8 protein-coding genes are annotated in these 15,173 nt (G+C 45.4%); 6 read left to right on the top strand and 2 right to left on the bottom strand.

Annotation, left to right across the window (positions count from 1 at the left end):
- The first annotated feature begins 128 nt into the window (after positions 1 to 128).
- On the top strand, positions 129 to 1,676 hold the full coding sequence (locus ABDV94_RS01130) for a T9SS type A sorting domain-containing protein (protein WP_343604032.1): 1,548 nt from the start codon (positions 129 to 131) through the stop codon (positions 1,674 to 1,676).
- 73 nt (positions 1,677 to 1,749) lie between these two features.
- Here the strand turns inward: ABDV94_RS01130 and secA are convergent, their stop codons facing one another.
- Positions 1,750 to 5,103, bottom strand: a complete 3,354-nt coding sequence (gene secA, locus ABDV94_RS01135) for a preprotein translocase subunit SecA (RefSeq protein WP_343604034.1) — start codon at positions 5,101 to 5,103, stop codon at positions 1,750 to 1,752.
- A gap of 202 nt (positions 5,104 to 5,305) precedes the next feature.
- On the opposite strand from secA, the gene guaA reads away from it, so the two are divergent.
- The 4 genes from guaA to ABDV94_RS01155 all read left to right on the top strand — a co-directional run bounded on the left by guaA (position 5,306) and on the right by ABDV94_RS01155 (position 12,724).
- Positions 5,306 to 6,838, top strand: coding sequence for a glutamine-hydrolyzing GMP synthase (guaA, locus tag ABDV94_RS01140; protein WP_343604035.1), 1,533 nt, complete (start codon positions 5,306 to 5,308; stop codon positions 6,836 to 6,838).
- Positions 6,839 to 7,010: 172 nt separating this feature from the next.
- On the top strand, positions 7,011 to 8,783 hold the full coding sequence (locus tag ABDV94_RS01145) for a LysM peptidoglycan-binding domain-containing protein (protein ID WP_343604037.1): 1,773 nt from the start codon (positions 7,011 to 7,013) through the stop codon (positions 8,781 to 8,783).
- On the top strand, positions 8,780 to 9,670 hold the full coding sequence (gene hemF / locus ABDV94_RS01150; protein ID WP_343604039.1) for an oxygen-dependent coproporphyrinogen oxidase: 891 nt from the start codon (positions 8,780 to 8,782) through the stop codon (positions 9,668 to 9,670). Before ABDV94_RS01145 ends, hemF begins: the two co-directional genes overlap by 4 nt.
- Positions 9,671 to 9,922: 252 nt before the next feature.
- Positions 9,923 to 12,724, top strand: a complete 2,802-nt coding sequence (locus ABDV94_RS01155) for a PKD domain-containing protein (RefSeq protein WP_343604040.1) — start codon at positions 9,923 to 9,925, stop codon at positions 12,722 to 12,724.
- A gap of 74 nt (positions 12,725 to 12,798) precedes the next feature.
- Here the strand turns inward: ABDV94_RS01155 and ABDV94_RS01160 are convergent, their stop codons facing one another.
- Positions 12,799 to 13,974: a proline dehydrogenase family protein gene (locus ABDV94_RS01160; protein ID WP_343604042.1), complete on the bottom strand. Its 1,176-nt coding sequence runs from the start codon at positions 13,972 to 13,974 to the stop codon at positions 12,799 to 12,801.
- A 78-nt stretch (positions 13,975 to 14,052) separates the two neighbouring features.
- Between ABDV94_RS01160 and aroB the strand changes: the two genes are divergently transcribed.
- Positions 14,053 to 15,138, top strand: coding sequence for a 3-dehydroquinate synthase (gene aroB, locus ABDV94_RS01165; RefSeq protein ID WP_343604043.1), 1,086 nt, complete (start codon positions 14,053 to 14,055; stop codon positions 15,136 to 15,138).
- Positions 15,139 to 15,173 lie beyond the last annotated feature (35 nt).

The raw sequence follows: 15,173 nt of genomic DNA on the forward strand, positions 1-15,173 counted from the left end.
ACTAACCGGGAGCGGAAATAGTTTTCTAAAAAATTGATTAGCAAGCTATTTTGTTTTATATATGCAAAACACAACATCAACTGCGTGTTGTGTAACACACGATTTTCTAACAACTAATAACTGAATTTATGAAACGAATGAAACTTCGGCATGCTTTATTATTAAGCATTTTTTTTCTCTTTGGCTTTCAGCAGAGCCTGGCTCAGGTGAGCGCGAGTTGTTTTGCTCCTTCCGGAACCGCTTGTCAATACGATAAGGCTTCCGGTACGGTCACATTAAGTTGGAGTCCGGTGATCGGAGCAACGGGATACACGGTGTATTTATATGTGGGAGATCCGAAATGCTGCCCGAACTATGGCGGTCTGTCTTCCAGCGTGTTGCTTTCGACAACGTCTACTTTTATGACCATTTCGTTGTCGGCCTATCCGTGTTTTTCCTGGAGTGTCCGGACCGAATGCAGCAAAAACAATTACAGTGAGTATACCAAACAGCAATGTATGTGTGCGAGTGGAGCGCCATGTACCACGTTCGATGGCAGTTCCCCGGCTGGAAACTGGGTGGCTTATGGTGTAACGACCGATTATACTGCTACTAATCCCCTGGATGGTACCAATTGTCTGACGATCGGAGACCTTTCCGGTAGTTCAGGGTATACCAACACGACTGACTATACCAACCTCGGACAAAGTTACCTCGGTCAGTGCCTTTGTTTTGATTTTGCTTTGCTTGAGGCGGAAGCTGCAGGTGGCGGCCTTCCATTTAATCCGAGAATCTATCTTTCAGATGGTACGAATACCATTATGTTTGTAGCTAATGCCAGTTTGAACCCAGGTTCAGGATGGGTAACCGTTTGTGCGCCGATTGCGCATTGTGCAGGAGGTGTTCCTCCGGGGAATGCAGATGGTAACTGGGTATTTGCAACCCCGGGGATGACCTGTGCTGATTTTGATAATGTGATCGATAACACCACTGCGATTAGCATAACGCCGGAAGTGAACAGCTATCCTTCGGAAGTGGAACAGTATGACAATATTTGTGTCAGAGATTGCCGCACCACCGGATGTAACAGTAACTTTACGTTGAATACGTCAATCAGTTCTTCTTCCGGAGCAATCAATGCTTCTGTTGTATTAGACGTTACGAATCCGACTTCGACTTATATCGTTGATTGGGGAGATGGTACTCTTCCGGGTGCTATCGGTTTTGGTGTACATAATTACAGTTCTTCCGGCTATTACAACGTATGTGTTACGGAGATTACAGCACAGAAAGAAGAATGCCGTACTTGTATCCGATTCTGCGTGGAGATGGATCGTGTGAGTACCGACCCGAACCCGCAAACGAAATCTGCAAAACCTTCAGGCGGCACAATGGGTGACATTCACCGGATCGCGGAAGAAGAGTTGAAAAGGACTTCCATGAAAGAGGGATACTCCGTTTTGCCGAATCCTGCGAAAGATTATGTGATCGTGCAGACAGAATTGGCTAAAGAGGAAACCATTTCGCTGGAGTTGATCGATATGGGAGGTAAAGTGGTTGCTAACAAATCAGGCATTTATGAGCGCGGAGGACAAAAAATCGAATTGGATACAAAACGCGTATCGAACGGAATGTATATCCTCAAAGTAAGAATCGGGGATGTAGAAAGATCTTCCCAGGTATCTATTGTGAAATAACAGATCATTGTATCAATCAATCATCCATTAACGGATAAAAAAAGGCGGTTCATTTGAACCGCCTTTCTCGTTATTATTTTCCGTGACATTGTTTGTATTTCTTACCACTTCCGCAAGGACAAGGATCGTTACGTCCGATCTTTGGCTCCGAAGAAACAATCGGTTGTTGTTTCTGTTGTGGCATCGAGTTGCGCATAGCTTCATCATATCCTTCGCTTCCGTTGAAACGAGGTGCATCTGCTTCAGCAGAAGCTGCTGATTCAACCTGTGCTTTCTCGTAATTATTCTGAGTGGTGTCTCTGTTGGTTGTTTTGATATCATCCAGCTGGTCGCGCGGAACATCTGCTTTTACCAGGAATTCAACCGTTTCATTACTCAAACGGGCATTCATAGCTTTGAACAACTCGAAAGACTCCAGTTTGTAGATCAGCAAAGGATCTTTCTGCTCGTAAACAGCTTGCTGAACCGAAGAACGCAGGTCGTCCATTTCACGCAGGTGTTCTTTCCATTCGTTGTCGATCATTCCCAGCACGATGTTACGCTCCAAAGCATTCGGAACAGAAGCCCCGTTGGATTCGTATGCTTCTTTCAGGCTTACTACCAACGGCATGGTTTTCACACCGTCTGTAATCAGGAACTGAATGTTTTGGTATTGGTGAGATAAATTCTCATATACATGCTTGATTTGAGGCATTGCAATCTCTGCCAAACGCTGGTTTTTCGCATTGTAATACTCCATAACCCCATCGTACAGGTCATTCACCAGGTCATCGTATTTAGCTGTTTTGAACTGCTCTTCCGAAATCGGAGAATCCATTCCGATGATGCGGATCATATCCACGTTAAACTCGTTGAAAGAACCACCCTGGTGTCTGCTTACCAATCCTTCGATCACATCGTAGAACATATTGGATACATCCACTCCCAAACGGTCACCGAACAAGGCATTGTGGCGTTTTTTGTAGATTGCCTTACGCTGCGCGTTCATCACGTCATCGTATTCCAGCAAACGCTTACGGATTCCGAAGTTGTTTTCTTCTACTTTTTTCTGAGCACGTTCAATGGATTTGGAAACCATACTGTGCTGGATCACTTCACCTTCTTTCAATCCGAGGCGGTCCATGATTCGCGCAATACGCTCCGAACCGAATTTACGCATCAAATCATCTTCCAGTGAAACGAAGAAGGTAGAAGACCCCGGATCTCCCTGACGACCGGAACGACCACGCAGCTGGCGGTCAACGCGTCGGGAATCGTGTCTTTCCGTACCGATAATTGCTAAACCTCCGGCTTCTTTCACACCTTCACCCAGTTTGATATCCGTACCACGACCAGCCATGTTGGTTGCAATCGTCACAGCTCCGGCTTTACCAGCCAATGCAACGATCTCCGCTTCCTTCTGGTGGTATTTCGCGTTCAATACCTGGTGAGGAATGTTGCGCATTTTCAACATACGGCTCAGCAATTCCGAAATCTCAACGGTTGTAGTACCAACCAATACCGGACGTCCTGCTTCAACCAGTTTATTTACTTCTTCGATCACCGCAGCGTATTTTTCACGTGCTGTTTTGAATACCAGGTCGTTATCATCTTTACGGGAAATCGGACGGTTCGTTGGAATCACCACGACATCCAATTTGTAAATATCCCAGAATTCTTTCGCTTCTGTTTCCGCCGTACCGGTCATACCTGCCAGTTTGTGGTACATACGGAAGTAGTTTTGAAGTGTAACCGTTGCGTAAGTCTGAGTAGCAGCTTCAACAGTTACATTCTCTTTTGCTTCGATCGCCTGGTGGAGTCCGTCGGAATAACGGCGGCCTTCCATGATACGACCTGTAGATTCGTCAACGATCTTGATTTTTCCATCCATGATCACATATTCCACTTCTTTTTCGAAAAGTGCATAAGCTTTCAACAATTGGGAAACGGAGTGAATACGCTCTGATTTCACCGTATAGTCGCGGATCAGGACCTCTTTTTTATCGTTAAATTCTTCTTTCGGAAGACTTTGTTTCTGCAGTTGTGCAATTTCCGAAGAAATATCCGGCATCACAAAGAAGTTGCGGTCTTCGTTTCCGGAGATCAGGTCGATCCCTTTTTCGGTCAATTCAACCGTGTTTTGCTTTTCGTCGATTACGAAGAACAGCTCCACATCAATCTTCTTCATTTGTTTTCCCTGCTCAGCCATGTACTGGTTCTCTACCTTTTGCAGGTGAGACTTGATTCCCGGCTCGGAAAGGAATTTGTGTAATGCTTTGTTTTTAGGCAAACCTCTGTGGGCACGAAGCAAGGCAATTCCTCCTTGTTCCAAAGCCGTTTTCTGATCCATTCCATCAACAGTACCACCGTTGATAACCGTCAGCATGCGTTTTGCATCAGCCAAAGCCTGGTTGACATATTTGCGTTGTGCTTCCACGATCAGTTCCACACGTGGTTTCAATTCATAGAACTCGTGCTGGTCACCTCTCGGAGTTGGTCCGGAAATGATCAACGGCGTACGTGCATCATCAATCAACACGGAGTCAACCTCATCGACAATAGCAAAGTGGTGCTTGCGCTGTACCAAATCTTCCGGTGCACTTGCCATGTTATCGCGCAGGTAGTCGAAACCGAATTCGTTGTTCGTTCCGAATGTAATATCTGCCAGGTATGCTTCTCTGCGTGATTCGGAGTTCGGTTGGTGCTTGTCGATACAATCTACCGTCAAACCGTGGAATTGGTACAAAGGTCCCATCCACTCGGAGTCACGTTTTGCCAGGTAGTCGTTCACCGTTACTACGTGAACACCTTTTCCTGATAATGCATTCAAATAAACCGGAAGGGTTGCAACCAATGTTTTCCCTTCCCCGGTCTGCATCTCAGCGATGTTTCCGCGGTGCAATACAGCTCCACCCATCAACTGAACGTCGTAATGAACCATTACCCATTCAACAGCAGCACCCGCAGCAGTCCATTTGTTGCTCCAGATCGCTTTGTCACCGTCGATGGTAATTCCGTCTTTTCGTGTAGCCAATGTTTTATCCAGTTCTGTTGCAGTTACCGTCAACTGTCCGTTGGTTGCCCAGCGTCTTGCGGTTTCTTTCACAACAGCAAAAGCTTCCGGAAGAATTTCTTCCAGTACTTTTTCAATAATGGTATTAACCTCTTTTGCTTTTACATCGATGGTTTCGTAGATTGCCTCTTTCTGGTGCAGAGGCATATTCGGTGTATTTGCTTTTTCAGTCAGTTCAGCAATCTCAGTTTCCAGTCCGGCAATCGCATCCTGAACCTGTTTTCTGAATTTGGTAGTTCTACCACGTAGAGCGTCGTCAGACTCGTTTTGTAGTGTGTTAAATATGTCATTCACCTGTTGAATGACCGGTTGATATTTTTTTTGATCAGTAGCTGACTTATCGCCTAAGATTTTTTTTAAAATTCCTCCTAACATGGTGTTTATTATAAATCGAAGCCAAAAATAATGAAATTCCCGATGCTTCTTTGATTAATTGACAGCTCCCTGTCATAAATTATTCCAAAAGCTGTTAAACTGACAGATTGTCGGATTTAGGTTCTAATTGTCAGTTGGTTTGTTCGAAACAAAATCAAAGTGTCGGTATTTCATGTCGTGAATATGCCTTATCTTTGCACGCATGCAAGAAATGATCCTTATCCTTGATTTCGGTTCGCAATACACCCAGCTGATTGCGCGCCGCGTACGCGAATTGAATGTTTACTGTGAGATCCACCCGTGGAATAAAGTACCGGAACTGGGAGCACATATTAAAGGTGTAATCCTGTCGGGAAGTCCTTTTTCCACCAGAGACCCGGAGTCTCCGAAACCGGATTTGAGTGCGGTCAAAGGAAAATTCCCCCTGCTGGGAGTGTGCTTCGGAGCACAGTACCTTGCGCAGAACTTCGGTGGGGAAGTGCTTCCGTCAACCATTCGTGAGTATGGACGCGCAAACTTGTCTTTTGTGGATAATGCAAACGAACTCGTGACAGGAATGTCTATGGGATCGCAGGTTTGGATGAGCCACGGAGATACGATCAAGCAAGTTCCGGATTCATACAAAATCATCGCTTCTACGAAAGACGTAAAAGTGGCAGGATATGCAATCGCAGGAGAAGCAACCTACGGAATTCAGTTTCACCCGGAAGTTTACCACTCCCTGGAAGGAGCAATTTTGCTGAAAAACTTCGTCGTAGGAATCTGTGACTGTTCTCAGAACTGGACGCCGGATTCTTTCGTGGAAAGTACGGTTGCCGAGCTTCGCGCTAAATTGGGGGACGATAAAGTAATCCTGGGCTTGTCAGGAGGAGTAGACTCTTCCGTGGCGGCTATGTTATTGCACAAAGCCATCGGAGACCGTCTGCACTGTATTTTCGTAGATAACGGACTCTTGCGCAAAAATGAATACACTTCCGTATTGGAAAGTTATAAAGGACTTGGACTGAATGTGAAGGGAGTAGATGCTTCTGCTGATTTCTACGCTGCCCTGGCAGGAGTTACAGATCCGGAATTGAAACGAAAAGCAATCGGTAAAATCTTCGTGGATGTATTTGATGCGGAATCGAAACTGGTAACCGATGCGCGCTGGTTGGGTCAGGGTACAATCTACCCGGATGTGATCGAGTCGGTTTCCGTAAACGGAGGACCTTCTCAAACAATCAAGTCGCACCATAACGTAGGTGGTTTACCGGATTACATGAAATTGCAGGTAGTAGAACCGCTGAGATTGTTGTTTAAGGACGAAGTAAGAAGAGTCGGGAGATCATTGGATTTACCTGAAAACATCCTGAACAGACACCCGTTCCCGGGACCAGGTTTGGGAATCCGCATTTTGGGAGAAGTAACGGCTGAAAAAGTGCGTATTCTCCAGGAAGTGGATGCCATCTTCATCGACGGATTGAAAGAGCACGGTTTGTACAACGATGTATGGCAGGCCGGAGCGATTTTCTTGCCGATCCAATCGGTTGGAGTAATGGGAGACGAAAGAACGTATGAAAACGCCGTTGCTTTGCGGGCAGTAAGTTCGACGGATGGTATGACGGCTGACTGGTGCCATTTGCCGTATGAGTTTTTGGCATTGATCTCCAATAAAATCATCAACCAGGTGAAAGGGATCAACCGCGTGACATATGATATCAGTTCGAAGCCGCCGGCAACCATTGAGTGGGAATAATTCTGGCATAACTCTTGGTTTGGAAAGCAGGTTTAAAAGTTCAAAATGTTCAAATGGATCAATCAAACATTTAAATACTTGAACTTTTACAACCGTTTGAACAGACGTGATTCCTTGAAACAGGAAAGGGAAAATTCAAATCACCGGGATACCGGGAAAAAATATATTTTCTATGAAATACTTCTTTTTAGCTTGTTTACTGGCTTTTTCAAATGGTTTGTTCGCCCAGACCGATACCAAAGACTGGGTATATGAATACACCAACGGGAAAAAGTATGCCGTACACATTGCACAGGCGGGAAATACCCTGTGGGGATTGCATACAACGTATAATGTTCCGGTAGACGACATCGTGGCTGCCAATCCCGGAATTGAAAAAGGAGTCAAAGAGGGATACCGCTACCTCATTCCGCTCGGAGGAGCAGATATGAAAGTGATCAGTGGAACGACCATGCGCGAACACACGGTGGAAAAAGGTGAAACGGCGTTTTCCATTGCTAAAAAATACAATTCTTCCGTAGACGACCTGTTGAAGTACAATCCGGGAATTGACAAAGGATTGAAAGTAGGACAGGTGTTGAAAATCGTAATTGCTCCGACTTCTGAAGCAGCTACGCCACCGAAACAGACCGAAAAACCGGCTGTGAGCGCGCCTTCCGTTACTTTTACGGATACCGTTTTGGTGTATGAAGTGAAAAACAGCGAAACCCTGTACACGATTTCAAAACGCTTCATGGTTCCGGTAGCGGACCTGCAGAAATTCAACAACCTGAAGTCGACCAATATCAAGTCGGGGGACGTGTTGAAAATTCCGTTGAAGAAAGAAAATATCAAGCAGGTTCCAGTGCGCGAAGTACAACCGAAAGAAGAAGTCCGCAAAGTAGATGAAACCCTGATTTTTAAATCGAAAACCAAGTACAATATTGCTGTTTTGCTGAGTTTCGGTCTGAACGACAGTAAGGCGAATACGAGTTTGAAGAACCTGGCGACGGAATTTTACATGGGAGTGGAGCTGGCTGCCGATTCATTGGAAAAACTGGGCTTCGATGCGACCGTTAAAGTGATCGACTTGCCAATGGATTCTGTCGGAATCATGAAAGTGCTGAACACAGCAGAAATGAAAGACATGGATCTGATCTTCGGGCCATTGGTTCCACAAAGTGCAGACATCGTTGGAAGATGGTGCGGAAAGCAGAAAATCCGTATGGTGTGCCCGTCTGCCTGCAACAGTGCTTTGTTGAAAAACAATCCGTACATCTATGCATCGGTGACTTCGGATATGACGCAGCAGGAAATCCTGGCGAAATACACGATTGAGAAATTCAAAACAGCTCAAATCATCCTCATCAACCCGGGAATTGCAAAAGACCAGGAGTTGTTTGATGCCTACAGAAAACGCTTCATCGAATTGTCCAAGAAAAATGGAAATGTGAAGCTGATCGAAGCAAAATTGTCGGATTACACCACTTTCATCCGCAAAAGCGGCGAGTCAGTGATTGTGCTTCCGACCCGTGATAAAGGAACGGTTCTGAGCTTCATTAACTCATTGCATAAGGCGATCGGAAAATCTCCGGGAGCGGATGTGACCGTAATGGGGGTGAAAGAGTGGGGAGGTTTTGACGACATTACCGGTTATTACAAAACAAGATACAAAATGACCTGGGCTTCTTCCAGCGATTTGAACTACTCGTTGCCGGATACACAGACTTTACTCAGGTTGTACCGCAAAAAATACCGTGCGGATATGAACAAAGCCGGAGCACACGGATTTGATGTCGTATACTACTTCGTGAAAACGCTTTTGATGAAAGAAGAGGTTCCGAGTGAAGTTGTGAATGCATTCGATCCGAAGGTTGCAGTTCCGGGAGGCGGATACGAAAACCAGTCGTGCTTCATTCTGACGCACCAGGATTACGAACTAATTCGAGTGGGAGTATTTTTATGAATAAGGAAACAATCGGGCAGGAATTCCGGGCATTGCAGTTATTTATTTGCAACGAACTGGAACGCGTAGATGGAAAAGCGACATTTTCGGAAGATCCGTGGGAACGTGCTGAAGGTGGAGGTGGTAAAACACGTACCATCCGTCACGGAGCCCTGATTGAAAAGGGTGGAGTTGCTTTTTCAGAAGTATACGGCCCCGTTTCCGAAGAAATGAAAGCCCAGCTGAAACTCGATGGACACCAGTTTTACGCTACGGGAGTTTCCATCGTGTTGCATCCCAACAACCCGTATGTTCCGATCATCCACATGAATGTACGGTATTTCGAGCTGGATAACGGCATTCACTGGTTCGGTGGAGGAATTGATCTGACACCGCATTACGTGAATCACGAACATGCAGTGGTGTTTCATCAAAAACTGAAAGGCATCTGCAACAAATACGACGAATCATTCTACGGAAAGTTCAAGGATTGGGCCGACGAGTATTTTTACCTCCCGCACCGCAAGGAAACCCGGGGAATAGGAGGAATTTTCTTCGATCACCTGAACAATCATTTCCAGCTGAACAAAGAACAATTGTTCCGTTTCTGTCTGGATTTGGGAGAAAGTTTTCCGTTTTTATACGAAGAACAGGCTGCTTTTGGCCGTGATAAAACATTCACAGAAGCCGAAAAACAGTGGATGCACTACCGTCGTGGACGTTATACGGAATTCAACCTGGCTTTCGACAGAGGAACCAAATTCGGTTTGTACTCCGGTGGAAGAACAGAATCCATTTTGATGAGTCTTCCCCCGATGGCCGAATGGGAGTATAATTATACACCTGAAGCAGGTACTCCGGAGAGAACAACCCTCGATTACCTGAGAGAAAAACACAGTTACATCTAATTGATACTTCGACTCTGCTCAGTATTGTAAAGTGAAAGGTTAAAAAGGAATGGATTCGGATCGGGTGAAAAGACCTTCCGGAGTAGCTCATTTGCAGTTTCAATTTTTAACACTAGTTACATTCTTGTGTAAATATCTTTAAGATTCCTTCAATAGCTGTTATTTTTAACAGAAAGAATTTTACTTTAAAGCAACCATCGCTTCATTCTTCCGTAACTTTGATGTATCAATGAATAATTGAATTAAATGATTGTGAAGAGAAGTTATATCAGGCTGATCCTTATCAGTTTGATAACAGTTGCCACAGGCCGGGTTTCCGCTCAGGTTCAGGCAGCTTGCCCCAATGCGAATTTTGCTCAAGGTGGATTCAATAACTGGGCAGCATTTACCGGAGATTATAACAATCCTTTTGCAACTCCAGGTGTTGTAACAGGAAGACATACCCTCATCAGTACTCCAGGAACCGATCCTTACACCTGTGGTGGATTACCTTACCTGCCTACGGGATCTTTCGTAGTAGCACGTTTGGGAAATAACATCACTAACGCAGAAGGGGAAGCACTGCGCTATTCGATGAATGTTACAATCGACAATGCACTCTTGATTTATAAATACGCAGCTGTTTTGGAAGATGCGGGGCATGCTCCGAACGAACAGCCGAAACTGACCCTGAAAGTATTGGATCAGGCCGGCAACCAGATCGGCGGACCGTGTGGTACATACGACGTATATGCCGGACAGCCGGGACAAAACTTCCAGACCTGCAACGGTGTTGCATGGCTTCCATGGTCAACTGCGGCCCTGGATTTATCCGCATTTATCGGGCAAACAATTCAGGTCGAATTTGCAACCAGAGACTGTAGTCTTTCGGGACATTTCGGTTATGCATACGTAACGATGAGCTGTCAGCCGTTGAAGTTGACTGTTCAATACTGCCAGGGATCGAATGCAGCAACGCTGACTGCACCAACCGGGTTCAGCAGTTATTTGTGGAGTAACGGGGCAACCACTCCGTCTATTACCATTCCAAGCCCTACGACAGGAACAACTTACTCCGTTCAGCTCACAACAGTTACCAACACCGGATCATGTTCCGTAACGGTAGATGTCGAAGTAGAGCCTACGGTCATTGTGCCGGAGTTCACCTACGCCCAAAACTGTGGTCAGCTGAATGTGCAGTTTACCAACGGATCGACTGTCAATAACAACGCCATTGTGGCCAATGTGTGGAATTTCGGTGACGGATCGGCTCAGTCGACTCAAGCGAGTCCGAATCACACCTACACCACGCCGGGAGTCTACGATGTCCGTTTGATTTCCTATGAAACAACGGGATGTAAAGATACGATCATCAAACAAGTCACGGTGAAATCCATACCAACTGCTGACTTTACAGTGAACAATGCCTGTGTGAATACCCCGACTACGATGACCAATACATCTACGGATTTGATTAATCAGCCGATGACGTACTCCTGGGATTTCGGTGACGGAACGCCATTGGAAACGGGAACAAACCCAACACATACTTACCAAACTGCAGGAACGTATACGATTACATTGGTTGCAACGAACCAGGACGGATGTACGCATACCCGAACACGTAACATCACCGTTTTCGGTTTGCCGACAGTTGAAGCGGGAGCAGATCAGCAGTTGTGTCCGTATACACCATTAACACTGAACGGTTCGGGCGCGCAGACATACACCTGGAACAACGGCGGAGTTAACGGAACACCATTTATCCCGACTGTGGATGGAAAATACATTGTGACCGGAACGGATGCGAACGGGTGTAAGAACAAAGATTCATTGACAATTACATTCCTGCCGGCTCCGGTAGTTTCTGCAGGACCGGATATTACGGTTTGTGAAAATACACCGGTAACATTGACAGGAACAGGTGCAGATACCTATGTTTGGTCAAACGGAGTAACGAACTCACAAGGATATACACCGGCAGTAGGAACCTATACGATCGTCATGCTCGGTTATGATGCTACCAACTGTTTTGGTATCGATACGTTAATCCTGACGGTGAATCCGCTTCCGCTTGTGAATGCGGGTGCAGATCAGATTATTTGTACAGGAGCTTCCACTACGCTGGCGGCGTCGGGAGCAAATACCTACGATTGGGATAACGGAATTACGGATAATACGCCATTTTCTCCGACAACGACTTTGACGTATACGGTTACCGGAACTTCTGCTGCCGGATGTGAAAACACAGACCAGGTAGTGGTAACGATTGAAGAACCGGTTCATTTTGTCATCACAACTAATTCGGAAACAGGTTGTGAACCACAGGTAGCTTTGTTGTTCAATCAATCTACCGGAACACCGAGTGTCAATACAAACTGGGTATTCGGAGACGGAAATACGCAATCAAGCTTAAACGATACGGTATCGAATCTCTACGAAAACCAGGGATGTTATGACGTAACGATCACTTCCACAACTGCTTTGGGCTGTGTGTGGACAGAAACGTACCCGGATTTCATTTGTGTATACCCGAACCCGATTGCGAACTTTACGCCGAGTCCGGGAGTTGTTTCGGTGATTGCACCGGAGTCGCACCTGATCAATTCTTCTTCGGGAGCAGTTCAGTATATCTGGAATTTCGGAGACGGATCGGAAATTTCCAATGACTTCAGTCCGAACCACACGTTTATCGTGGAGCCGGAACAAAATTTCAATGTCACTTTGATTGCTATTTCGGAACATGGTTGTGTAGATTCTGTTACAAAGACCATTTTAATGGAAAAAGGCGTAATTTTGTACGTACCGAATACATTCACACCGGATGGAAACCAGTATAACCCTGTTTTCCTGCCGATTGTTACGGCCGGAATAGATAAAAACCAGTACCAGCTGGAGATTTACAACCGCTGGGGAGAGTTGATCTTCCAAAGTAAAAATACGGAAGAAGGCTGGGATGGAACCTACAAGGGGATTGCTTGTCCGGAAGGAATGTACAATTGGAAGATCAAGTACAAGACTTCTTCAAGCGACGAGAAAAAGATACATTTAGGACATGTTAATTTGATTCGCTAATCCGCTTCGCTGCTACACTTGACAAATTCGATTTGTTATTAATAAAATTCAAACCCAACAAGAAAGGGAGTCCATCAGGCTCCCTTTCTTCTTTTGATCTCTTCTTTGATTAACTTCAGCTCCCTTCCCGTTTGACCTTTTACCGAAGTGTTTTCATCCGCCCGTCTGAACAGGTAGGGGATCACTTCTTTCACCGGGCCGTATGGAACGTATTTGGCAACGTTATATCCCTGTGAAGCCAGCGTATATGAAATATGGTCACTCATTCCCAAAAGCTGGGCAAAATAAATGCGTTGATCTGTTTTATCGATTCCTTTTTTCTCAATCAATTCTGCCAGGTAAGCAGAAGAATGCTCGTTGTGAGATCCGGCACACAACGCCATTTGCACGCGGTTTTCCGGTTCCAGCAGAAACTCCAGTGCGTGGTCGTAATCAGCGTCACACGTTGCTTTATCAGGCTGAATAGGGGATGGATATCCTTTTTCCGTGGCGCGGTTGCGCTCTTTTTCCATATAGGCTCCGCGAACCAGTTTTACGCCATATTGAACTCCTTCCGCTTTTGCCCAGGCAATGCTGTTTTTCAAAAATGCCAGGCGGTCGTGGCGGTACATCTGAACAGTGTTGAATACAATCGCTTGTTCTTTGTTGTATTTCAGCATCATTTCGTGGCATACACGGTCAATCACATCCTGGATCCAGGTTTCTTCCGCGTCGATGAAAACCGGAACAGAAGCTTCAAATGCCTCTTTGCAGATACGGTCCACGCGTTCTACTGTGTCATGATATTCTTTTAAATCTGCTTCCGAAATTCCGTCCAGGCCAGAGTTGGTCATTTCCAGTAAGTCGAAACGTGCAATTCCCGTTACTTTGAACACCGCGAAAGGAATCGCCGGGTTGCCTTTTGCTTTGTGGATCGTTGCAATGATTTCTTTGGTTGTTGCTTCAAAATCCTCCGCACTTGTTTTTCCCTCTACCGAATAATCCAGGATGGTTCCTACATGGTGTTTCCACATGGTTTCAATCGTGTGGGAACACTCTTCAATGGTTTCACCACCGCAGAACTGCTCAAAAATAGTGGCTTTAATCATTCCCTTGATGGGGAGACCGATATTGAGCCCGAAGCGGGTAAGGCCTTTTCCTGATTTTACCAAAAACGGGCTGGCCATGACGGAGAAAAGAAAATGCGCACGTTTCAAATCCTTATTTGATTTGTGTTTGAACGCAATCTCTGTGTTATTAAAAGATATCATGGGGCAAAATTAATCTCTTTCCAGTATTTTTGCACACCTTTAAACTGAATATTTGTTCCATTCATTGAAATAAATGCTTTGAAAAAATTTGATTGTAATTCGTGTACCGTAGAAGTTGGTAACCTGGAACTTTCTTCCTTTCCGCAGTTGTTGACGGAAACCTATAAAGATGTCCGGAAAGTAGTGGTGGTGGATGAGAATACACATGATTTTTGTTTGGAATACCTGCTCACAGCATTTCCGACCCTCGAAGAAGCTGAAGTGATCCTGCTTCCGTCAGGAGAAGAGAATAAAGTGATGGAAGTCTGTTTCCAGGTGTTGGAAGCCTTATCCGAATATGGAATCGTGCGCTCCGACCTGGTGATCACACTCGGAGGAGGCGTGGTGAGCGATATGGGAGGATTCATCGCTTCGATTTACAAAAGAGGACTGGACTGTATTCATATTCCTACTTCGCTTTTGGGAATGGTTGATGCGGCTCTGGGAGGAAAAACCGGGATTGACCTGGGAAGCTACAAGAACCAGATTGGCACATTCCACAATCCGAAAGCTGTTTTTGTGGATCAGCGCTTTTTGCAAACCTTGCCGGAAGAAGAGTGGAAAAGCGGATTTGCCGAAGTGCTCAAACATGCGTTGGTTGCCGATAAAGCAGAATGGGATCGCTTGATTGCAACGAAACAAAATGAGTTGTTTTCGGAAAAGAACCTGGAAACAATCCTCGAAAAGAGCATTGAAATCAAATCAATGGTTGTCAGCGAAGACCCACAGGAAAAAGGCAAACGCAAAGTCTTGAATTTCGGTCACACGATCGGTCATGCTATCGAAGGATATTACCTCGAACTAAACCCGCTTTCACATGGTAACTGCATTGCACTCGGAATGATTGCAGAGGCTTTTCTATCCAATCAGAAGGGAACCTTGAATAACGACGAATTGAATGAAGTGGTGCAGGTGATGCGCGCTTTGTATCCGTGTCCGGAAGATTTGCTTACCGGCGTTTCGGTGATGATCGAACTGATGAGAAACGACAAGAAAAATGATCAGCAGGGTGTACGTACTTGTTTCCTGGATCGAATCGGGGAGTGCTCCTGGAATCATTTGATCGACGATAACGACATCAAGATGGCATTGAATTACCTCTACCAGGCGTATTACAAGAATTAATTACGAATTCCTAATGCCGAATTCCGAGTTTTTTA

Origin of the sequence: Fluviicola sp., from assembly GCF_039596355.1 — a bacterium.
Taxonomy (GTDB): Bacteria; Bacteroidota; Bacteroidia; order Flavobacteriales_D; family Crocinitomicaceae; genus Fluviicola.